The organism is Mesorhizobium sp. P171375 (assembly GCF_057786075.1).
The window spans coordinates 2,270,295-2,291,483 of sequence record NZ_JBYNWF010000001.1 but is presented as its reverse complement, the minus strand read 5'-3'; the positions used below and the strand labels follow the sequence as shown (position 1 = coordinate 2,291,483).

Genomic DNA, 21,189 nt, shown 5'->3' with positions numbered 1-21,189 from the left:
GGAAACAGCCGATCCGTACCAGCCACGGAGCATCCGTTAGCTCATGGTCAAGGCAGCGCCTTCCGGAAGCGAACAGCCGGTCCCGCACTGACCGCCTGCGCCGCATGTACGATGGCGTTGGTGTCCAGGCCGTGGTGACGGTATAGGTCCGCAATAGTCCCCGTCTGGCCGAACTGCTCGACCCCGAGCGCCTTCACGCGATGCCCGTTAACCCCACCGAGCCACGCGAGCGTCGCCGGGTGGCCGTCGATCACGGTGACGATGCCGCAGTCACGCGATAGCGGCGCGAGCAGCCGCTCGATATGACTCAGGGCGCCAATCGCGCCACGCTGCCGGGCACGTTCCGCCGCCTGCCAGCCCGCATTAAGCCGGTCCGCGGAGGTGATCGCGAGCAGCCCGACATCGCGCCTGTCCTCCGCCAGAAGACCCGTCGCGGCAATCGCCTCCGGCGCGACGACGCCTTGATAAGCAATGACGACACTCGCGTTGGGCCCAGGCGGACGCAGCCAATAGGCGCCATTGACGATGTCCCGCGCGAGCGCCGGGTTCATGTCGCGCAGCGGCTGCTCGAGCGGCCGGGTTGACAGGCGAAGATAGACCGATCCTCCGGTCTGATCACGCAGCCACGTCGTCTCATCCGGATCCCCCTCGCCATTACGTTGCATGTAATCGAAGGCAAAGCGCATGATCACGGACAGTTCGTCGACGAAGGCCGGTTCGAAGGCGCAAAGCCCATCCTGCGCCATGCCGATCAATGGGGTGCCGATCGACTGGTGTGCCCCGCCCTCGGGCGCCAGCGTCACGCCCGAGGGCGTTGCGACCAGCATGAAGCGCGCATCCTGATAGCAGGCGTAGTTTAGCTGGTCGGCCGATCGGTAGATGAAGGGATCATAGACTGTCCCGATCGGCAGCAGGCGCACGCCATTGATCGAGTGCGAGAGACCGAGTGCCCCGAGCATGATCATCAGGTTCGACTCGGCGATCCCGAGCTCGAGGTGCTGCCCCTTCGGCCCAAATTCCCAGGTAAAGGTCGACGGAATGCGTTCGGCCTTGAAGGTGTCCGCCATGGTCTCCCGGGCGAAAAGGCCGCGCCGGTTGACCCAGCCACCGAGATTGGTCGAGACCGTCACATCGGGCGAGGTGGTGACAATGCGGTCGGCAAGCAGACTGCGCTCGCGTGCGATGTCGTTCAGGATCTGGCCGAAGCCCATCTGGGTCGAGAGCGGCTTGCCGGGCTGCCCCGGTGACGGAAGGGTTTCAGGCACCGGCACCGACGGCGCAGACAGCCTCCTACGCCCCTCACTGAAGAACGGCGCCTTTGCGAAGAAGGCGTCAAGTTCCGCTTCCGGCAAGGTGGCGGCCGCCCATTTGTCCCACTCCTCACCCCGCTTTACGCCCATTTGCAGGCGGTAGTCTTCCATCTGCGTGGGCGTCATCTGCCCCGCGTGGTTGTCCTTGTGTCCGGCAAGCGGCAGACCGTAGCCCTTGATGGTGTAACAGATGAAGCAGACGGGACGGTCATGCCTGGACGCCGCCTCGAAGGCTTCGAGGAGGCTCGGCATGTCATGCCCGCCAAGGTTCGTCATCAACGCCTGCAACTCGTCGTCGGAGCGGCGTTCGATCAGAGTGGTGACCGGCCCTTGGTCTCCGATCTCGTCGAGCAGCCGCTTGCGCCAGGCAGCACCCCCTTGGAAGGTCAGCGCCGAATAGAGCTGGTTCGGACAGCGCTCTATCCACTCGAGCAGCTTCTCGCCCCCCGGCTCGGCAAAGGCAGCCTCTTGCAGAGCGCCGTGGCGCAGGACCATCACGTCCCAGCCGAAGTTGCGAAAAATCTGCTCGAAACGCTGCCAGAGGCCCTCCCGGATCACGGCGTCGAGCGACTGGCGATTGTAGTCGACCACCCACCAGCAGTTCCTGAGCCCGTGCTTCCAGCCTTCGATCAGGGCCTCGTAGATGTTGCCCTCATCCATCTCGGCGTCGCCGATCAGGCTGACCATTCGGCCCTCGGCACGCTCCTTCATCCAGCCGTGACCCGAGACGTAGTCCTGCACCAGCGACGAGAACAGCGTCTGAGCAACGCCGAGACCCACCGACCCGGTCGAGAAGTCGACATCGTCGACATCCTTCGTCCGCGAAGGGTAGCTCTGCGCGCCCTTGTAGCCGCGGAAGTTCATGAGCTTTTCGTGGGTCTGGTTGCCCGCCAGATACTGAAGTGCATGGAAGATCGGCGCCGCATGGGGTTTGACCGCCACCCGATCCTGCGGGCGCAGGACCGAACCGTAGAGCGCGGTCATGATGGTACTCAGCGACGCGGACGAGGCCTGATGCCCCCCGACCTTGATCTCATCGCCCTCGCGGACGTGGTTGGCGTGGTGGATCGTCCAGGCTGCGAGCCAGGAGACGCAGCGCTCGATCTCGTTCAGATATTCCAGTTTCCTCGTCATTCAGTTTCCCGCAAATCAGCTGCCGGTCTCACAGGACCCCCGCCCAAATGGTCAAAGATCGAGTTTCAACACACCTGTCGCGCGCGACACACAGGGGATGAAGCGGTGGCCGCGTGCCTCCTTGGACAGGACGGCATCCCGATGGATCGGCTGTCCCCCCAGCATTGCGCATTCGCAGGTCCCGCACACCCCGTTCTCACACGAGGCCATCAACGGCACACCGGCCGCACGCAAGGCGGCCAGTGCCGTGGTCTCAGCCGAAACCTCAACCACCCTGCCCTCAGCCAGTTCTATGACGAACGGTTCCGGTGGCGCGCCATCAAACTCGGGAGGCTGGAAAGTTTCGAAATGAACAGTACCCTCGGGCCAGTGTTGAGCCGCGCGCCCCACAACCGCCATGAAGCCAGGCGGTCCGCAGTAGTATGTCTGCGCGTCGTCCGAACGGTTCGCCAGCAGCGCGGCGATGTTCTGCCGGGTCTGAGGCTCGTCGTCGAAATGGATCCGCACATTGCCGCCAGGAAGATCGCTCCCGATCGCCGCCAAGAGTGGCGTGAGCGCCCGGCTGCGGGTGAAATAGTGCAACTCGAAGGGCTTGGCCTGCCGGGTGAGCGCGCGCGCCATGGCCAGAATCGGGGTGATCCCGATTCCCCCTGCCAGCAGCAAATTCGGCCCCTCGCCTGGCTTGAGCGCAAAATGGTTGCGTGGCGCGGAGACAGGCAGTGTGGAGCCGACGGCAATGGTTTCGTGGATCCACGCCGAGCCGCCACGGCCGTCATTCTCGCGCTTCACCGCGATGGTGTAGCGGCCAAGCTCGGTCGGGTCGCCGCAAAGTGAATACTGACGCACCTTCCCTTCAGGCAGATGGACGTCGACGTGAGAACCCGCTTCGAACGCCGGCAGCACAGGTTTGCGTGGGTGTTTCAGGTCGATGACCAGCACGTCGCCCGGCTCCTTGCGGGCGGCGGTCACGGTCAGCTTCATGATGATGCGCGGCGAGGCCATGGCGTTTCACTCGTCGATGGGCAAGATCAGATCACCGGGGCGGATCACGCCCCCGACCTCGATTGTGCAGTTCAGGCCGGAGCGGTTCAGAAGCCCCTCGTAGAGACCCGGAAGCCCGAGCAACTCCTCGATATACTTGCACGGCACATTCATCCGGGCGGCCCTGAGAATCGTTTCCCCGACCCGGAAGCGTTTGCCGACAAGATGGCTAAGCGGAACGCCTCGTGTCGTCAGATTGCGCCGGTGATCTTCGGGTGCGAGTTTGGCCTTGAAGCCCGGAATTCTGGGTTCGCCCTGCGCGATGGCGTCCAAGACTTCAGCTTCGATCAGCGTCACTTCGCGAACGTCAGGACGCGCGGAATAGGTCCCCGTCCCCAGGTAGTAGCGGTCTCCGACAACGCCTTGGCCGGCAATAAGCTGCGCCTGCGCCAGCTCCTCCATTTCATAGGAGGCGGCAGGCGCGATATGGACGTGAAGCAGCTTTCCTCGCCAGGTCATCATCGCTCTCGGAAATTCGTCTCGTGGAAACCTGCTGCAAAACTGGCCTGATCAACAGCGCCAGTTGCATGGCATTTTCCCGGTCCAGTTGGCTGTCTGGAAAGAAATACGGGGGGCCCTCGGACCGTTTTCAGCGCCAGCTTTCGGCGTCGCCCCGGCTCAGTTGTTCCGCGCCGGCATCGCGTCTTGCACCTGCTTGACAACCTCTCGCAGGACCTCAACGCCCTTCCCGATCTGCCGAATGCTCAAGGCGGCATAGCCCATGACAAGTCCGACGCGATCGGTGCGGCCTTCGTCCGATGGCCGTTCGTAGAGCGGCGAGATCAGGTGTAGCCCCAGGCCAGCGTCGCGGGCGGATTCGACCAAGGCCGTTTCCCGCGATCGTGGCAGGTCATTGAACCAAACCGCGACGTGCAGTCCCGCATCTGCTCCCTGGACAGTGATGCGATCCCCGAAGCTGTGCTGCAAGGCACCCAACAACGTTTCCCGACGCTCGCCGTTCAGCCTGCGCACACGGCGCACATGGCTTTCGTAGCCGCCGCTCTCGATCAACGATGCCAGCGCTTCCTGTTCAGCGACCGGCGAATGCCGGTCTGCGAATTGTTTGGCGGTTGCGAAGACCTCCTGCAATTCGGGCGGGACGACGAGGTAGCCGATGCGCAGCATCGGCGAGAGCGTTTTGGAGATCGTGCCGAGGTAGATGACAGCCCCGTGGTCCTCGAGACTGTGCAGCGGAGGGACCGGATTGATGTCGTAGCGATATTCGCTGTCGTAGTCGTCCTCGATCACATAGGCGTTGTTGTGCCGCGCCCATTTCAGAAGCTGATGGCGGCGCGCGATCGGCATGACGCCGCCCAGCGGAAACTGATGCGATGGCGTCACATAAGCCAGTCGTGCTCCGATCCCCGCCAGCAACTCGGTCCTCATCCCGTCTTCGTCGACGATGACCGGGATGGGTGAGGCACCCGTACTGGCAAAGACCTGACGCGCCATCCTGTAGCACGGATCCTCGATGACGAAACGGTCGGCGGGATCGAGAAGCAGGCGCGCGCACAGATCAAGGCCCTGCTGCGAACCGTTCACAACTATGATCTGGTCGAGGTCGCAGCTCAGGGTCCGGGCGCGCCAGAGATAGCCCTGAAGCGCCTGGCGAAGCCGGCGCGAGCCGCGAGGATCGTCATAGGCAAGACGCAGCGGGCGCTGCCCCATCGCCTCGTTCATCGCGCGTTTCCAGACCAATGAAGGGAAATCCGACGGCGCGAGGTCGCCATAGCGGAACTCGACCTTCAGCCCAGTCGGCAGATAATCTGGCCAGGGTGACGTCGCGCGCAGCCGCTCGCCATATGCGGACAGGTGGATTGGGCCGACCCGTTGCGCGTGAGTGCGCCCCGTCCCATGGCCCATCAACGAAGACGCAACGCGAGGTCGTGCGCCTTGACGGACTTCGATGAAACCCTCCGCAGCCAGTTGCTCATAGGCGACCGTCACCGTGGTTCGCGAAACGCCGAGGTCATTTGCCAGGGCCCGGGAGGATGGCAACTGACTGCCGGTTTCGTAGACGCCGCCGAGGATTTGCTCGCGAAGGGCTTCGTATATCTGGCGTGCACCCATCGCGTGCGAGCGCGCTGCAGACCCGGCACTTGAAGACTGGACCATCTCTTTCATCGCCAACTGGATATTTCACATTGGCCAGGTTGCCGTCAATCTTTGGAACCCCAAGAGAGATCGCAGAGGCCGAATGACCAGCTCCCATCAATCCGAAACCGATGCTCCCACGGGGTCGCTCAACCGCACCAGCCCCGGATTTGCCACCCGGGCGATCCATCATGGCTACGATCCGGCCGGCTTTTCCAATGCCGTCCAGCCGCCAGTGTTCCTGACGTCAACCTATGGGTTCGAAAGCGTGGCAGCAAACGATGCCGCCGCCGCCCTTGGTGGAAGGCTCTATGCGCGCGAATACAATCCCACGACCGAGATCCTCGAGCAGCGGCTCGCGAATCTGGAAGGAGCCGAGGCGGGGCTGGTTGTTGCCTCGGGGATGGCGGCCTTCGGCACTCTGATCCTGTCGCTCCTGTCCCAGGGCGATGAACTCATCGTCCACAAGACGCTTTATGCGAACACGCTTGCCATGGTCGAACAGGCGGTCCCCCGCTTCGGCATCAAGGTCGTCGCGGTCGATCTGTCAAATCCCCACAATCTCGATGCTGCGATCACCGAGCGGACGCGGCTGGTTTTCTTCGAGACGCCGGTGAATCCGCTGAGCCGCATCCTCGACATAGCGGCAATTGCAGAGCGCGCTCACGCGCGCGGTGTAAGGGTTGCAGTCGACAGCACCTTCGCCTCGCCCGCGCTCCAGCGACCGCTTGAGCACGGGGCGGACATCGTGCTCCATTCGATGACCAAGTACATCAATGGTCATGGCGATGCCCTTGGCGGGGCGCTTCTCGGCGACGCCCAAACGCTCCGTACGCTGCATGAAACGGGCCTGCGCTACATCACCGGCGCAGCGCTCTCGCCCCTGTCAGCTTTCCTAATCCTGCGCGGTCTCAAGACGCTGACGCTGCGTATGGAACGGCACAGCGCCACAGCCCTTGCGGTGGCTCGGGCGCTGGAAGCGCACCCGGCGGTGGCATTTGTGAGTTATCCGTTCCTCGACTCGCACCCTGATCAGGTGACGGCGCGAAAACAGATGTCCAACGGATCGGGCATGTTGGCCTTTGGCCTCCACGCTGGATACGAAGGAGCGCGCCGGATGATGGACCGGCTCAACCTGATCATTCGCGCCGTCAGCCTCGGCGATGCCGACAGCCTCATCTATCATCCAGCAAGCCTCACCCGTGCTCGGCAGCCGATCCGCAAGGATGCCCATTTGGCCGATGGAGTCGGCGAGGATCTCATGCGTCTCTCGGTGGGGCTTGAAGACGCTGATGACCTGATCGCCGATCTGCGGCGGGCTTTGGACGTCTTGTAATGACCTGGCGTGCGGCCATCTCTGCGCTCACACATAGATCTGGAGCCTTGCCATGGCATTCCTGAGCGGTCTTTCCGCGTTCCCCATCACCCCGACCAATCGTGACGGCCGCGTCGATAGCGTTGCCTTGCGCAGGCTGATTGCTCGGCTTGGCATTGCTCAGGTCGATTCCATCGGTCTTCTCGGCAGCACCGGCACATACATCTATCTGTCGCGCGAGCAACGGCGGCGGGCGCTCTCCGAGACCTTGGACCAAACGGCGGGGCAAATCCCGGTCGTGGTGGGTGTGGGCGCGCTGCGCACCGATGAAGCCGTGGGGCTCGCGCAAGACGCCAAGGCCCTTGGAGCAGCTGCGGGTTTGCTTGCCGCCGCCTCCTACACCCCGCTTACTGATGACGAGGTGTTCGATCATTTCTCCACTGTGGCGCGCGAAAGTGGCCTGCCGATCGTCGTCTACGACAATCCAGGAACGACGCATTTCCATTTCAGTCCACCCCTTGTCAGCCGCCTGGCAAAGGTGGCTGGGATTGTCGCCATCAAGAATCCGACAGACAAAAGCGATGCGATCAAGAACCACCTGACCGCCCAGAGGCGCACACTGCCGGAAGGGTTCTCGATTGGCTACAGCGGCGACTGGAACGCCGCCGAGGCCATGATCGCCGGCGCCGACACATGGTACAGCGTCCTCGCGGGCATCCTGCCCGAGGTCTGCATGACGATCGTCACAGCGGCGCAACAGGGCGATGCGGCCGAAGCGCGACGGATCAATGCCGCGCTGGTCCCGATCTGGAGCGTCTTCAAGGAGTTCTCGAGCCTTCGCGTCGTCTATGCACTCGCTGAATTGCTCGACATTTGCAGTGCCGAACCCCCGCGTCCCATCCTGCCTCTGCCCCCAGCAGCGAAGCGCCAGATCGCCGCCGCGTTGAAAGGTTTGCCATCGGATGCCAGCCGGTGAACAGCAAACCCCGTTCGGCAAGTGAAAGGTATTTACCCGCTCATTTCGAGAACTGATCGAAAACAACGCACTCGGCGTGCTGATAGCCATGGCTGGAGCGGTCTCGACGCCAATCACACCCCCTTCGAACTCGACAATCGACTGCGGAGGTACAGACTGCGCAGGGCACTCCGCCCATGCCGCACCGTTCGCCTTCAAACTAGGAATCGGTGGTTTATCCATTGGAATGGCATCGAGCCGGCGCTTTACTTCCGGCCCGGTGCGCGCATTGAAGCCGGTGCCAATGCCGCCGGCGAACACCAGATTTCCGTCCTCGACATTCGCCAGAGCACGCTTCCCGACCGCCGTAACTGTTGTCGGGTTCGCAGCCGATGACGATGAACTCATCACTCAGCACGCATTTTGTCTCACCCATTCTTGGCGCCGGCCGGATCGATATGGACTGACACGCAGCTTGGAGACGATGCCCTCGAGGCCGAACTGGGAGACTTGCGCGAGAATGTCGCTGCCGCCGCTGATCTCGTCGCTCAGAACGATGCCGTTTGGCGGCGTCTCAGCAGGTTAACTAGCGCTTTGCGCCGATCGACGAGTGGCCGATCGCGAAGACCCTCGCCGTCGATCTTGAGCAGGTCGAAGCCGGCAAGCATGGTCCTGACGTCTCCCGCCGCGGCCAAGAGCCCGCTGAAGACTTGGAATGCGCGACAAGCCTTCTGGTCAACGACGAACGCCTCACCGTCTATTATCGCGTCCGAGGCGCCGAGCTCGGCCACCGCCCGGGACGATAGCCGGAAACCTGAGGGTCCAGTCGTGGAGGTTGCGGGTCGAGGTAGGCCCCCATCGATAGTAGTCCCATTTCATTTCGTGTAGCCAATCAGGGCCCTGCCGGACGCGGCCGACCAGCGGTCGATGTTCGCGACGACCCGAATGTCCAGTCTCGTGTAACCCAGCCTAAAGCGGCCTGTCCGCCCAAAAAATGACATTCAGTTGCCTCCAGCCTTTCGACACGACCCACTTCACGATCTCGTAACTCGCCAACCTAGCGGCTTGTTGCTTGAGCTGCGCGTTCCTACGGTGTGGTCGCTAGGCCTCAGCAACAAGAGCTCGGTTGCCAGGCGGGCGGAGGCTCAACGAGATAGCCAGCTCAGGACAAGGAGAGCAAGCAATGGTCGCTTTTACCCTCAATGGCGAGGCGCGAACACTCGACGTCGATCCAGAGATGCCGCTGCTCTGGGCGGTCCGTGACGTCATCGGACTCACGGGAACGAAATTCGGTTGCGGGCTTGCCCAGTGCGGCGCTTGCACGGTTCACGTTAACGGCATGCCGACGCGCTCGTGCCAGACCGCAGTCGGCGACATCGAAGGAGCCTCGATCACCACCATTGAGGGTGTGTCGGGCAAGATAGGCGAAACGGTCCAGGCCGTGTGGGCCGAGTTCGACGTACCTCAATGCGGCTATTGCCAGTCTGGCCAGATCATGTCGGCCGTGGCCCTCCTTACAGAAACGCCTAAGCCGACGGACGATGATATTGATTCGGCGATGAGCGGCAACCTCTGCCGCTGCGCCACCTATCATCGCATCCGCGCGGCCATCCACGAGACCGCCAACCGGCTGGAGACTTGAGGCATGTCGCAGTTTCTCTCGAAGCATACTGCCGTGCGGCCCACGCGCCGCTGGTTCCTCGTCGGCGCGGGCGTCACCACCGGCGGCCTCGCAGTGGGCTACCGGCCAGTGCTGGCCGCGCCCGACATCGCACAAACGACCCCTGCAAAGGTTCAGGCGAACCCCTTCCAGACCTATGTCGAGATCACAAAGGAGAACCGAATCATCATCCACTCCTCGCAGTTCGAGATGGGACAAGGCTCCTATTTCGGCATCGCCACCCTGGTTATGGAAGAGCTCGACGGCGACTGGGCGCAGGTGGACGTGGTCGGCGGATACGGCAATACCGCGTTCTACGGCAATCTCGCCTGGGGCGGGGCCGCACAGGCAACTGGTGGCTCCACGTCGATGGGCTCGTCGTGGGAACGCTACCGCAAGGCGGGTGCTGCCGCACGGGCCTTGCTGGTGGCGGCCGCGGCGCAGCGGTGGGACGTGCCAGCCGGCGAGATCAAAGTCGCTTCCGGGGTCGTGTCGCACGCCTCAGGGATGCAGGCGCGCTACGGTGACCTGGCTGAAGCCGCAGCGGGAATGCCGGTTCCCGACGACGTGCCGCTAAAGCCGCGCGACAAGTGGGCCCAGATCGGATCGGACAGCCTCAAGCGCTACGATTCCGCCGGCAAGACCAACGGCGCGCAGACCTACACGATCGACCTCATGATGGAGGGACTCCAGACGGCCGTTATGATCCATCCGCCGAAGTTCGGCGCCGAGATCGAGAGCTTCGACGCAACCAAGGCCAAGGCACTCGACGGCATTGTCGATGTCGTCCAGACGCCGCGAGGCATTGCCGTGGTTGGCAGGGACACCTGGACGGCGCTGAAGGGCCGCAACCTCGTCGAGGTGACCTGGAACGAGGAGAAGGCCGAAGAGCGCGGCACGGCCGAGATCATGGCCGAATACAACAAGGCAGCAGACGATCTGGGCGCGGCCACCGCGCGCGACGACGGTAACACTCCCGCAGCGTTCGCCAGTGCTGAGAAAATCATCGAGGGGCACTACGAATTCCCCTATCTTGTCCATGCTTCGATCGAGCCACTCAACGCGGCCGCCCGAATCAACGAAGACGGCACCATCGACGTCTGGGGCGGACACCAGATGCCCGACCTTTATCAGGCGGCTGCCGCTCAGGTAGGCGGCACCACGCCGGACAAGGTGAGGCTGCACGTGATGAAGACCGGCGGCAGTTTCGGCCGCCGCGCGGTCTTGGATGCAGATGTCATTATCGAAGCTGTTTCCACAGCGCGTGCGCTGGGACGCGGCAAGCCAGTGAAGGTGCAGTGGACCCGCGAGAATGACATGCGGGGTGGGCGGTACCGGCCGGCCTATGTGCACGCAGTCAAGGCGGGGCTCGACAAGAAAGGCAATGTCGTCGCTCTCCATGACCACATCGTGGGCCAATCGGTCTTGGGCGGTTCGACCTCTGCGGCGATGATCAAGAACGGCATCGATCCAACCTCCGTAGAGGGCGCCACCAACCTGCCCTATGCGATCCCGAACCTGAAGGTCGAGCTGACCACCACGGACGTGAACATCCCGGTGCTGTGGTGGCGTTCGGTAGGCTCCACCCACACCGCTTACGCGGTGGAAACCCTGATCGATGAGCTCGCCGCCGCTGCGAACCGTGATCCGGTCGACTTCCGCTTGTCAATGCTCGGTCACCATCCACGGCATGCCGCCGTGCTTAAAGTGGCTGCTGAGAAGGCAGGCTGGGACAAGCCTCTGCCGGAAGGCCGTTTCCGCGGCGTGGCCCTGCATGAAAGCCTCTCGACCTATGTCGCCGATGTGGTGGAGCTCACCCTCGACGATGAAAATGGTTTCAAGGTCGACCGCGTCGTCTGCGCGGTAGATTGCGGCACCGCGATAAATCCTGACCAGATTCGCGCTCAGATGGAGGGCGGTATCGGATTCGGGCTAGGTGCGATCCTCCAGGAGGAGCTGACCCTGAAGGGCGGTGTCGTAGACCAAGAGAACTACGATACCTATACACCGCTCAGGATCGAGCAGATGCCGCGAGTCGAGGTGCACATTGTGCCGTCCGAGGAGCCGCCCACGGGAGTTGGTGAGCCAGGTGTGCCGCCGATCGGCCCGGCCGTCGCCAACGCGCTACGGGCGGCGACGGGCAAGACTATCCGCAAGCTGCCGATTATAAAGAACATGTCAGGAATGACACCATGAAACAGCCGCGATGAAGATCGCGCCGTTTTCGAACGCCTCCTGACAGGCGCTCATTTCCATGGGTCAAATTCCGGCGGCTGCCCGCTCCAATATCCGGTTTGGAGACGGCACCCCGTGTTCTGAACGACCACAGACGGGCCTTGGCGCCGGTTCCACTGAAGAACCGCTTTCGAGACGCAAACGCGTCCACTCCATGAAGAGCACAACCGTATAGCACCAGGAAGGCTAGCTACCTCCATCGCTTCGGAGACCCAGGAACCCTCAGAAAACCGAACCTCCCGAGCTCAGAGGCGCTCGTGATCACAATCGCGCTGGTGCGTGGATCATTGTTCAAGGGTTTGTCAATAGGCAGGCGAGATGGCCGATCGACATGATCTTCGCCCGATGCCCTACAAACACAATGCCAGCCGCTGTCACGGAGTCGCGAAGACGAAGGCAATGAGGGTCGACGCCGATACTCATCGCTTGGTTGACAGAGCGCTTGGAATGCCATGCGCTTCACATCGGAGTAGCCATCCGGGAAGCCTGAAGCGCTTTGAAAACGCATGTGCTGCGGCTGTTATTCATAGCGTGGATGACTTTGATCAAAACAATCGATTTCATCACTCTTCCGGAATCGTGCATGGACAAAAAAGAGCCTCACGCACCAATCACACGCTGCTCTATCGCGTGACGAAAGCTGCCTTAGGAATAATCCAAAGGAGAAAATCTTCGATGCGCCCTGACGTGCAGTGGAGGTCGTGCCGAGAAAGTGAGTTGCAACTGGCCGACAATGTCGGGCGGTGCGACCATGGTCGCTTCGGAGAATGAAATCGGGCCAGTTCACGGGGGCGGTACTGTTATTCGTCGACGGCCGCCCTTCCCAAGAACAGGCGGCATCGCAAGTTGGTTCTGCCGATGAAAACGACATCGCCGGATACATGTCAGCAGCCGCTCAGGATTGGATGATCCAGCCAAGCTCTCGGCGTGATGGCACTGTAGGCGGCACAGTCGAAGCATCTCATTGACCGTTTATGAGGCTTTCTTCGATGCCGCTGATGCCTGACGGGCGGTCGCAGCTGCAGCGACAACACGGCCTATTTAGTTGGAAACAGTCGAGGTAAGCCAATTTGGCTTCCCGTTACTATTTGGAGAAAGAAATGCTGTGCCTAGGAATCAGCGGCGGACTTGACCAAGTCCATGAAAACCGATTCGAGCGTCCGAACGCCTTTATGCACGATGGCGCCGCGGTGCTCGTCCGAGACGGAAAGGTGATAGCCGCCGTAGAAGAGGAACGCCTCAATCGAATCAAGCACTCGAACAAGCTGCCAAGTGGTTCGATTCAATACTGTCTCTCGACGGCCGGGGTTCAGCTCAGCGACATTGATCGTGTCGCGGTCTACGCCAGCGAGCCCTATGCCAACGCCATGCTTGAAGGTATGTCCGCTTCCCAACCGGACATTCTCTCCACTCCGTTGGATGCTAAAATGTTGGTGCAGAACCTGTTAGCGCGTGAGTTCGGCACTAAGTTGGACAGTTCGCGTATTTCATTCGTAGGTCATCATCAGGCGCACGCCGTGAGCGCCTTTGCAATGTCGGGCTTCGAACAAAGTCTCATTCTAGCGATTGATGGCTGTGGTGATTTCCTGTCGGGCCTTGTGGCGGTAGGGTCTGGCACAGAAATTACGCAAATCGAGGCTTTCCCGGAGGACAATTCTCTTGGGCTGTTTTATCTCGAGACGATCCGCTGTCTCGGCTACGGCATGTTCGACGAGTATAAGGTAATGGGACTCGCGCCCTATGGCGACCCCGCTCCCTATCGCGAGCTCTTCGAGCAGTTCTACGAGCTCTCCGCCAACGGTGGCTACCGTGTTCACCTCGACCGCATCGGTCCGGCGTTGCTCCGCAACATCGAGATCAGGCGAAAGGGAATGCCTTTCACCCAGCAGCATCGAGATGTGAGTGCGTCACTGCAGGAAGCGCTTGAGCGGATCGTGTTCCACATTCTCCGGCACCACCGTGAGGCCACCGGCATGAAGCGGTTGTGTCTGGCGGGAGGGGTAGCCCACAACTGCACGATGAACGGCAAGCTGCTGTATTCAGGGCTTTTCGAAGACATCTTCGTGCAACCCGCGTCTCACGACGCTGGCTGCGCATTGGGAGCTGCGCTGATAGTCTCTAACGAGATGGGCCGCCCCGCGCCGCGTGAGCGACTGCAGGAGGTCTATTGGGGTCCTGATCTCGGGAGCGACCGCGCCGTGGAACAGGAACTGAACGCATGGTCCGGACATCTCGAGGTTGAACGCTCTTATGACGTAGCGAGCAGTGCAGCCCACTGGATCACCAACGGCGCCGTGATCGGCTGGGTGCAGGGTCGTTCGGAGTTTGGGCCACGTGCGCTGGGCAACCGCAGCATTCTTGCCGACCCTCGGCCCGCTGCAAACAAGGACCGGATCAATGCCATGGTCAAGAAGCGCGAAGGCTATCGGCCTTTCGCACCATCTGTGCTGGAAGAGGATGCGAGCGAATTTTTCGACCTCCCGGACGGTAAACACGAATTTCCATTCATGAATTTCGTCGTTCGCGTGCGTGACTCAAAGCGCGCCTTGTTGGGTGCCATTACGCACGTCGACGGTACGGCTCGGCTGCAAACAGTATCGCGCGATGCCAACCCCGCTTACTGGGAGGTCATCAATGCGTTCAAGAAGCGGACAGGCACTCCAATTCTGCTCAATACGTCCTTTAACAACAATGCTGAACCGATCGTGGATACGGTTGCAGACGCGATTGCCACATTTTTGACGACAGAGCTGGATGGACTTGTGGTCGGGCCCTTCCTGGTAAAAAAACGGGCTGCAACGCTGCAGGATTGGACTGCGCTTTCGATTTCATTGCCTCCCTCAGTCTCCCTCCATCAAACCCGTGCTTACACAGCGCGAGATCATCAGGAGACTGTCTGCGAGATTATTCCGAACCACTCCAGCATTGACAGTGTGCGAATTTCAAACGACCTGTTTAATCTGCTGATGCGGATTGAGGGCGAAGCCGTGTTAAGCGATCACCTCAATATAATTGCGCCGGATCAAGCTGAGCATGAAGCTCTGATGGAGGACCTGCGAAGACTGTGGGAGCAGCGCCTGGTTCGGCTGCATCCCTCACAAGCCGCTCGGATGGATCATGGGTCCGATCAAACGCCGGACCAGCCTAATAGGCTATCAATGTGATAGAGATGCCGCTCAAGCTCGGCCAATCAATAGTGTTCATCGACCCGCCTGCGAGCTCACCGCTGTGATTAGGGGGGTCGAGGTCGCCCTGGTCAGTATGCTTAGGAATGCTAGGGTCTGGCCTCGATATTGACCGGACTTCTGTGTCGAGAGGTCCAGCCCGCAGAACTTTAGAAACTGGCGATGATGACCTAAGCGGCGAAGATCGCCGGCTTCGGCAATGACGGTCAATGCCTTGATCGGTCCGATGCCCGGGATTTGTCGCAGGAGCTGATAATCCTGGCTGTGCCGCAGCAGATCGTCGGCCTGTGCTTCGATCTCATTGCGGTGCCGGATCAGGCTGCGTGCTTCGTCAATGACCATCCGGAACATGCGAATGGCAGGCGCATCAAGTGGCAGCGGCAATCCGATCGATGGGCGCGCCGTCTCGAAAATATCCATCAGAATCTGTGTCTTGCTGACCTTGCGGCCGACGACATCCCAAGCTGCTGCCACAAACTCCTCCTTCGTCAGCGCCGTGATGCTTGCTGGGGTCGAAAAGGGCTCGCAGCGGATCATGGTAGACCTGCGTCGCCTGGATCCTGAGCATGTGTAGGATCACCTGGGCATCGATCTTCTTGCCGAATACGACGCCGAAGGCCTTAAGAAGCCCAGGCATCTGTTCTCGATTTTGCCTACTAGGCTGACGAGAAGGTCGCGTGCCGACAGCAGCACCCGCACGACACAGGTGCCGTGGCTCTTGGTGCGAACCTGCTTAAACCATCCGGTCCGTCCGATCTGGCAAGGCCCGCCGCTCGTCGGGGTCCGATTTGTTCGGCATCATCGAGAGGGCGGCGCTTGACACGATCGGAAGTCCGCGCTTCGTTAACTCGTTCCAGAGCCAGACCGCAAGCGGTCACGGCTCCATGCCGATCCGCTCCGTCTCCGCAGTTCACAGTCCCGCCCGCATCTCCCGGTCGGGCCCGGGTAGCCATTGCGCTGCAAGGCGGGTCTGATCGCTAGGACGGCGCCCGCCACCATCTCCATCATCGGTTCGGCGACATAGCCAATCATCTCCCGTAAGAGAAGTGCTTTCAGGCAAGTTCCGCAGGTTCAAGGAGATCGTTGACGGCGCCGCCACTTGGGAGCTGCGTCGAGTGCATGGTCGAGCTTGCCGCCCAAGGTACGTGGCTTCGAAACGCGTGCGATTGCGCCTCATTCAAGACCGGTAGCGGGTGGTCGCCGACATACAACGGGGCGCAGGCGACTGAAACGAACCCGTCGGCTACTACGGAGCAATCCTGCCGCCTGACCAGGCGCGTGGGAAAGTATCACAACGGTGACCACAGCGTCGCTTCAGGCCGTCAAAAGATATTGCCGTGCGTCAAGGCGGGCTAGGTGACCCGTCGGAGGCCGGCACCAGCGGCTTTGTCCGGACAAGACAAATGCTATTGGGATTTGGCCGCCGCAGCCGCGAGCATCGCTTCTCCCATCGCAATGGCCCCTTGGGCACGCAGCATTTCACCAGGGTTCTGAATGTCGCGCACCTCTTTGTTCTGGCTGAGTTTTGATTTTCCAACCAGGCCGGTGATCTCGATCTCCAGGGCGACGATTGCCTTGACCATCGTGTCGATGAAGTCCCTCGGCGCGTCGCCCATCTTCCATGGGACCGGCTGCGAGGTTTCTTGCATATGAGTGAGCTTCGCCACGTTGCGGCGCACATACCGCTCATCATCCCGGACAGTGATGCGTCCGTGGGCATGGACGACGAGATAGTTCCACGTCGGCACCTGCTTGTGGAATTCATGCTTGCTTGGATACCAGTTCGGCTAGATGTAAGCGTCGGCCGCACGGAAGATTACGAGAACCTCATCGCCATTGGCGACTTCCTCCCAGACTGGGTTCTTGCGAGCGACATGGCAATTGAGAACGCCCTTGTCTCCCTTCGAGCGGTCAAGCTCGAAGGGGAGGTGGTTCGCGTCCAGTGTGCCTTTGCTTTGGGTGACGAGGATACCAAGCGGGTGTTTCTCGATAAGCTCGAACAGGGCGTTCTGATCAGGGACGGCAAAATGAGGCGGAACGTACAACGGTTTATCTCCTGTCGCGAATGTGCGGTTGCTAGTAATCGGCGGAGCCTTACGGAACGGGCTCCTGAATCTTCGCTGCCGTCGACGAGTGCCCCGGATCTCGGTGTCCACCACGCTCAAGAACCGCCATCGAGAAATGGGCGGGCACATCAGATGCCGCCGCGTATGCGTGCGGTTGATCAGTGACAAGCCGCGCACTCTCGCCTTCGCTTAAAATTACCACATGGGTACCTACCACAACGCTCAGGGCACCCTGACTGACCGAGATCAGCTCGCGCGTATCCGGACTATGAGCATCTGCGGAAAACACGTCGCCCGGCATCATGACCCAGCTCCACAATTCGAACATCGTGCGCCCCGAGGTCGATGAATGAAGTTGTGCAAAGCTTCCCTTGGCGCTTGTCCAAAGCATCCTCGTCTCCGTCCGCTCAATAGGGAGGCGAACTATGGAAGGATCGTCATTCAGCAAATCGGCCACGGAGAGCGAAAACGCCCCCGCCAGTCGGCAAAGTATGCCGATACTAGGGTTCGCCTTGCCTTGCTCGAGCGAGACGACGGTTCCCTTGGACAAGCCGCTCAGTTTTGCCAGTCGATCCAGGGTCAGATTTTGGTCGCGCCTCAAGTCTCGGATTCGAACCGCTATCGCTTTGCCAAGCACCTGCTCGGAACCCATCGCTGTCGTAACATCGGTCATTATGTTGACTTAGGACCTCGGCTCACCTATTGCGGTCAGTATAATGACCGGGGCGAAATTGCAACTGCCCGTTAGGAAGGAAATAACCGATGCGTTTTGAGACGAAGGCGATCCACTGCGGCCGAGGGGTCGACGCGTCCACGGGGGCCGTATCCATGCCGCTGCACACCAGCACGACGTTCGAACGCGGTGTCAACGGGTCATTTCCGTCCGGCTTCGAATACACAAGGGATGGAAATCCTACACGCAATGCGTTCGAGACGGCCATGGCGACGCTTGAGGGAGGGGAAGACGGCATCGCCTTCGCTTCGGGCATGGCCGCAATCGCTGCAGTTTTCGAGAGCCATCCGTCGGCGGGTCGGATCGTTCTGCCGGATGACATGTATTTCGGCATTCGTTCGCTGATCGAAGAGACCGACATTGGGTCTCGCTTCGACTTTGCCCCAGTCGACATGCGCGATTTGGACGCTTTGCGCGCCGCGGTGACATCGAAGCGGACTGGCCTCGTCTGGATCGAGACGCCGTCAAACCCGATGATCCGCGTTGTCGACATTGCGGCCATCTGCGCAATCGCGCACGAGGCAAACGCCTTGGCGGTGGTGGACAATACGTGGGCTACCCCAGTGCTTCAACTGCCACTCGAAATCGGGGCAGACGCGGTGATGCACTCGGCGACAAAGTACATTGGCGGCCACTCGGATTTGATGGCCGGTGTCGTCATTGTCCCAAACGGGTCACCCCTCGGTCGCCCATTGCGGATGGTCCAGAAACACAAGGGCAGCGTCGCAGCGCCCTTCGACTGTTGGCTGGCGTTGCGGGGCCTGCAGACATTGCCGGTCCGCATGCGCGCCCATTGCGAAGGCGCCCAGAAAGTGGCCGAGGCCCTGGCGTCTCATCCGCGCGTCGAAAAAGTGCTCTTTCCTGGTCTGCAAACTGATCCGGGACACGATCTTGCTACGCGGCAAATGAGCCATTACGGAGCGATGCTATCCTTTATCGTCGAGGGCGGAGCCGATGCTGCAATGGCCGTGGCCGGCCGCCTGAAGATTGTTGTCCGGGCGACAAGCCTTGGCGGGACGCATTCTCTGATTGAGCATCGCGCATCCGTTGAAGGTGCGAAGTCCAAAGCGCCAGGCGGATTGCTGCGAATTTCTGTAGGGCTTGAACATCCTCAGGACATTATCGATGACCTGATGCAGGCCCTAGGCGAAACCTGCAAAGCGGGAGTCCAATGACGGGTGCAAGAACTCTGGCGCCGCTTTACGTGACGGCTGGCGCAGCCGACGATCGGCAGAACAATGTTCCTGCTGAGTAGAACGCACGTCCTCTGGTGAACCGCTACCGCCGTGTCGCATTGTCTCGGGCGTGGTGGTCGCCTGGGTGATGAACGTCTTCGGGTTTCCGGACGATGGCCACGCGCTCGACCGGATAGCGGAAATACCCAGATTTGCCGTTGACCTACTGCTGCTCGACCTCGTCGGAGATCGCGGTCAACAGATGGGATAGATGTGCTGGCACTACGGCAGTTTGACAAGCCGGCCATCGGGGCGCTAGCACCGTCCAAAGCCAAGAGTCGCAGGGCAGAACTGACCGCACCCAGCGGGCTGCGGGACCCATCAGCTAACGGCCAGGTTGGTACCTCAAGGCGCATCAGCACCATGGATGTCACATTGTCCTTGTTGCGAGCGCGATTTCGGAACTTCGTTGTGACGCAGTCTGTGCACAGAGCGCACCGCTGTAAGCAAATGAGCGGACGAACGACACCCAGTGGAGGAGAGAAGTGATGCGGCGTCAAGATCCTCCGCGCTTTGCGGCAAACACACTGATCCCTCTTCACAACCCGGTCTTTCGTTCTATCTGGACAGCCACGCAGATATCCAGCCTTGGCTGGCTGGTGCAGAGCGTGGCTATAAGCTGGCTCATGGCGACGATTTCAGCCTCCGATCTAATGGTTGCGCTCGTACAGGCTGCATCGACACTGCCCGCGTTCTTCTTGTCGATCCTTGCTGGAGCCATTGCAGACAGCTTCAGCCGCCGCGGCGTGATGCTTGCCGGACACTGCCTTATCGCACTGGCATCCACGGCGCTGGCACTCGCTGTGGGACTGGGCTTTGTTAGTCCATGGCTGATCCTGGGACTGAGTTTCTTGGCCGGATGCGGCTTTGCCTTGAACGATCCAGCATGGCACGCGTCGGTAGGCGATATCCTGGAAAAGCGCGACATACCCGCCGCAGTGACGCTGATGTCGGTGGGCTACAACGTGGTTCGGAGCATAGGACCGGCGCTGGGCGGTGTAATCTTAGCTTTGCTAGGCCCCCTTACGGCTTTCGCCCTCGCTGCGCTGAGTGACTTGGTCCCGTTGAGCGCTGTTCTGCGCTCAAAGTGGCAAGTTCGCTTTTCGCCTCTTCCGCGCGAGCGGATGACTACGGCCATTCATGATGGCATGCGATTCACGGCAATATCCTCAGAGATCAGAGTGGCGATTGTGCGTGCAACCCTATTCGGGCTGTCAAGCATCTCGATCCTTGCTCTGCTCCCCCTCCTGGTTCGCGACCAGCTGGCGGGAGGGCCAATTGTTTACGGGGTGCTATTGGCTGGCTTCGGCACAGGCGCCTTCATAGCCGGCATTGGCAGCAGCTACTTGAGACGCATTACGTCCCAGAACCGATTGATCACGCTCGCATCCGTTGCTTGCGCAACGTGTTGCCTTTTGATGGCCCTCACATCGTCGGTGGCTGTGGCGGCGATCGCGCTTGCAATCGGTGGCGCTGGCTGGGTTGTCACCTGGACCGGAACCGACGTGTGTGTGCAGTTGGCAAGCCCAAGGTGGGTCGTTGGTCGGACCCTGTCCATCTATTACGCCCTGACCTACGGCGGCATGGCAGCGGGCAGCTGGGTCTGGGGTGCTGTCGCGCAGTACTATTCGCTGACGTGGGCTTTGGAAGGTGCTGCAGCGGCACTGTTGCTGGTCGCGGCTGTGGGAAAGCTATTGCCAGTGCGGCTATGGGAGGAATTGGATCAAGCGGCCGTCGACTTCAGGCCACCAGAACTGGCCCTCCCTTTGAAACCCAGGAGCGGTCCGATCGTGATCAAGGTGGAGTACTCGATACCCGAGGAGAGTATCGATGAATTTCTGAGCTGCATGCGCGAAAGGCGGCGCGTTCAGAGCCGCGCCGGTGCGCGGGACTGGACCCTCCAGCGCGACCTTCAGAAGTCGACGCTTTGGACCGAGACATTCCGCACGCCGACATGGACGGACTATCTTCGTCTAAACCATCGGCTGACGGTGAATGACAGGGAGGTAGGCGAGCGCCTTGCCGCTCTGCACATGGGTGATTCTCCGCCTCGCATCTCACTTTCAATCGAGCGGTCGACAAGCCCCGCCCCCGGCAGCCAAGTCCAGCCTGTGCCTTTTGTATCGCGCCCGTGAGATAACCAAACTTGTCTGGGCTTGGACACGGAACGAGCTACTCCTTGATTTGTCGAGCCTGCCCGGATTGCAAATCGTTCCGGCCGGTTAG

Annotated in this window: 13 protein-coding genes and 2 pseudogenes; 7 read left to right on the top strand and 8 right to left on the bottom strand. The window is 60.9% G+C overall.

Annotated features, from left to right (window positions below):
- Window positions 1-47: 47 nt before the first annotated feature.
- From ACYHH6_RS10910 to pdxR, 4 genes are all read right to left on the bottom strand, one after another.
- Window positions 48-2,444, bottom strand: coding sequence for a transketolase (locus ACYHH6_RS10910; protein WP_023772714.1), 2,397 nt, complete (start codon window positions 2,442-2,444; stop codon window positions 48-50).
- Window positions 2,445-2,495: 51 nt separating this feature from the next.
- Entirely contained in the window at window positions 2,496-3,446 is a 951-nt protein-coding gene (locus ACYHH6_RS10905; RefSeq protein WP_023822548.1) for a PDR/VanB family oxidoreductase, read from the bottom strand.
- Between the two features lie 6 nt (window positions 3,447-3,452).
- Window positions 3,453-3,944 (bottom strand): MOSC domain-containing protein, encoded by a 492-nt coding sequence (locus tag ACYHH6_RS10900; RefSeq protein WP_023704114.1) that lies wholly within the window; start codon window positions 3,942-3,944, stop codon window positions 3,453-3,455.
- A 159-nt stretch (window positions 3,945-4,103) separates the two neighbouring features.
- Window positions 4,104-5,609 carry a MocR-like pyridoxine biosynthesis transcription factor PdxR gene (gene pdxR, locus ACYHH6_RS10895; RefSeq protein WP_023697829.1) on the bottom strand — a complete coding sequence of 502 codons (1,506 nt, stop codon included), beginning with the start codon at window positions 5,607-5,609 and terminating at the stop codon, window positions 4,104-4,106.
- 73 nt (window positions 5,610-5,682) lie between these two features.
- Between pdxR and ACYHH6_RS10890 the strand changes: the two genes are divergently transcribed.
- Together ACYHH6_RS10890 and ACYHH6_RS10885 are read left to right on the top strand one after the other, a co-directional pair.
- On the top strand, window positions 5,683-6,915 hold the full coding sequence (locus tag ACYHH6_RS10890) for a trans-sulfuration enzyme family protein (protein WP_023806678.1): 1,233 nt from the start codon (window positions 5,683-5,685) through the stop codon (window positions 6,913-6,915).
- A gap of 52 nt (window positions 6,916-6,967) precedes the next feature.
- Window positions 6,968-7,870: a dihydrodipicolinate synthase family protein gene (locus ACYHH6_RS10885; RefSeq protein ID WP_352590787.1), complete on the top strand. Its 903-nt coding sequence runs from the start codon at window positions 6,968-6,970 to the stop codon at window positions 7,868-7,870.
- Window positions 7,871-8,397: 527 nt separating this feature from the next.
- Here the strand turns inward: ACYHH6_RS10885 and ACYHH6_RS10880 are convergent.
- Window positions 8,398-8,640 carry an ATP-dependent DNA ligase gene (locus ACYHH6_RS10880; RefSeq protein ID WP_352590784.1) on the bottom strand — a complete coding sequence of 81 codons (243 nt, stop codon included), beginning with the start codon at window positions 8,638-8,640 and terminating at the stop codon, window positions 8,398-8,400.
- A gap of 392 nt (window positions 8,641-9,032) precedes the next feature.
- Between ACYHH6_RS10880 and ACYHH6_RS10875 the strand changes: the two genes are divergently transcribed.
- The 3 genes from ACYHH6_RS10875 (at window position 9,033) to ACYHH6_RS10865 (ending at window position 14,908) form a co-directional block, all read left to right on the top strand.
- On the top strand, window positions 9,033-9,491 hold the full coding sequence (locus ACYHH6_RS10875; protein WP_023689394.1) for a (2Fe-2S)-binding protein: 459 nt from the start codon (window positions 9,033-9,035) through the stop codon (window positions 9,489-9,491).
- A 3-nt stretch (window positions 9,492-9,494) separates the two neighbouring features.
- The gene (locus ACYHH6_RS10870) at window positions 9,495-11,705 is read left to right on the top strand and encodes a xanthine dehydrogenase family protein molybdopterin-binding subunit (RefSeq protein ID WP_352590781.1); all 2,211 of its coding nucleotides are present in this window, start codon (window positions 9,495-9,497) and stop codon (window positions 11,703-11,705) included.
- 1,139 nt (window positions 11,706-12,844) lie between these two features.
- The gene (locus ACYHH6_RS10865; protein ID WP_352590846.1) at window positions 12,845-14,908 is read left to right on the top strand and encodes a carbamoyltransferase family protein; all 2,064 of its coding nucleotides are present in this window, start codon (window positions 12,845-12,847) and stop codon (window positions 14,906-14,908) included.
- 114 nt (window positions 14,909-15,022) lie between these two features.
- Here the strand turns inward: ACYHH6_RS10865 and ACYHH6_RS10860 are convergent.
- The 3 genes and pseudogenes from ACYHH6_RS10860 to ACYHH6_RS10850 form a co-directional block, all read right to left on the bottom strand.
- Window positions 15,023-15,518 (bottom strand): annotated as a pseudogene (locus ACYHH6_RS10860) (transposase); the annotation flags it as partial.
- An 817-nt stretch (window positions 15,519-16,335) separates the two neighbouring features.
- Window positions 16,336-16,974, bottom strand: a pseudogene (locus tag ACYHH6_RS10855) (FMN-binding negative transcriptional regulator).
- A gap of 49 nt (window positions 16,975-17,023) precedes the next feature.
- A complete protein-coding gene (locus ACYHH6_RS10850; RefSeq protein WP_352590778.1) occupies window positions 17,024-17,668 on the bottom strand; it encodes a helix-turn-helix domain-containing protein in 645 nt (214 codons plus the stop codon).
- 89 nt (window positions 17,669-17,757) lie between these two features.
- On the opposite strand from ACYHH6_RS10850, the gene ACYHH6_RS10845 reads away from it, so the two are divergent.
- On the top strand, window positions 17,758-18,903 hold the full coding sequence (locus ACYHH6_RS10845; protein ID WP_352590775.1) for a trans-sulfuration enzyme family protein: 1,146 nt from the start codon (window positions 17,758-17,760) through the stop codon (window positions 18,901-18,903).
- Between the two features lie 548 nt (window positions 18,904-19,451).
- Window positions 19,452-21,098: an MFS transporter gene (locus ACYHH6_RS10840; RefSeq protein ID WP_488500427.1), complete on the top strand. Its 1,647-nt coding sequence runs from the start codon at window positions 19,452-19,454 to the stop codon at window positions 21,096-21,098.
- The last annotated feature ends 91 nt before the right edge of the window (window positions 21,099-21,189 follow it).

What these genes read in the sequence shown, in the direction of transcription:
- ACYHH6_RS10875 (WP_023689394.1), top strand. Translation starts at nt 9,033, where the DNA reads ATGGTCGCTTTTACCCTCAATGGCGAGGCGCGAACACTCGACGTCGAT.
- ACYHH6_RS10910 (WP_023772714.1), bottom strand. Translation starts at nt 2,444, where the DNA reads ATGACGAGGAAACTGGAATATCTGAACGAGATCGAGCGCTGCGTCTCC.
- ACYHH6_RS10900 (WP_023704114.1), bottom strand. Translation starts at nt 3,944, where the DNA reads ATGACCTGGCGAGGAAAGCTGCTTCACGTCCATATCGCGCCTGCCGCC.
- pdxR (WP_023697829.1), bottom strand. Translation starts at nt 5,609, where the DNA reads ATGAAAGAGATGGTCCAGTCTTCAAGTGCCGGGTCTGCAGCGCGCTCG.
- ACYHH6_RS10890 (WP_023806678.1), top strand. Translation starts at nt 5,683, where the DNA reads ATGACCAGCTCCCATCAATCCGAAACCGATGCTCCCACGGGGTCGCTC.
- ACYHH6_RS10870 (WP_352590781.1), top strand. Translation starts at nt 9,495, where the DNA reads ATGTCGCAGTTTCTCTCGAAGCATACTGCCGTGCGGCCCACGCGCCGC.
- ACYHH6_RS10885 (WP_352590787.1), top strand. Translation starts at nt 6,968, where the DNA reads ATGGCATTCCTGAGCGGTCTTTCCGCGTTCCCCATCACCCCGACCAAT.
- ACYHH6_RS10905 (WP_023822548.1), bottom strand. Translation starts at nt 3,446, where the DNA reads ATGGCCTCGCCGCGCATCATCATGAAGCTGACCGTGACCGCCGCCCGC.
- ACYHH6_RS10845 (WP_352590775.1), top strand. Translation starts at nt 17,758, where the DNA reads ATGCGTTTTGAGACGAAGGCGATCCACTGCGGCCGAGGGGTCGACGCG.
- ACYHH6_RS10840 (WP_488500427.1), top strand. Translation starts at nt 19,452, where the DNA reads ATGCGGCGTCAAGATCCTCCGCGCTTTGCGGCAAACACACTGATCCCT.
- ACYHH6_RS10865 (WP_352590846.1), top strand. Translation starts at nt 12,845, where the DNA reads ATGCTGTGCCTAGGAATCAGCGGCGGACTTGACCAAGTCCATGAAAAC.
- ACYHH6_RS10850 (WP_352590778.1), bottom strand. Translation starts at nt 17,668, where the DNA reads ATGACCGATGTTACGACAGCGATGGGTTCCGAGCAGGTGCTTGGCAAA.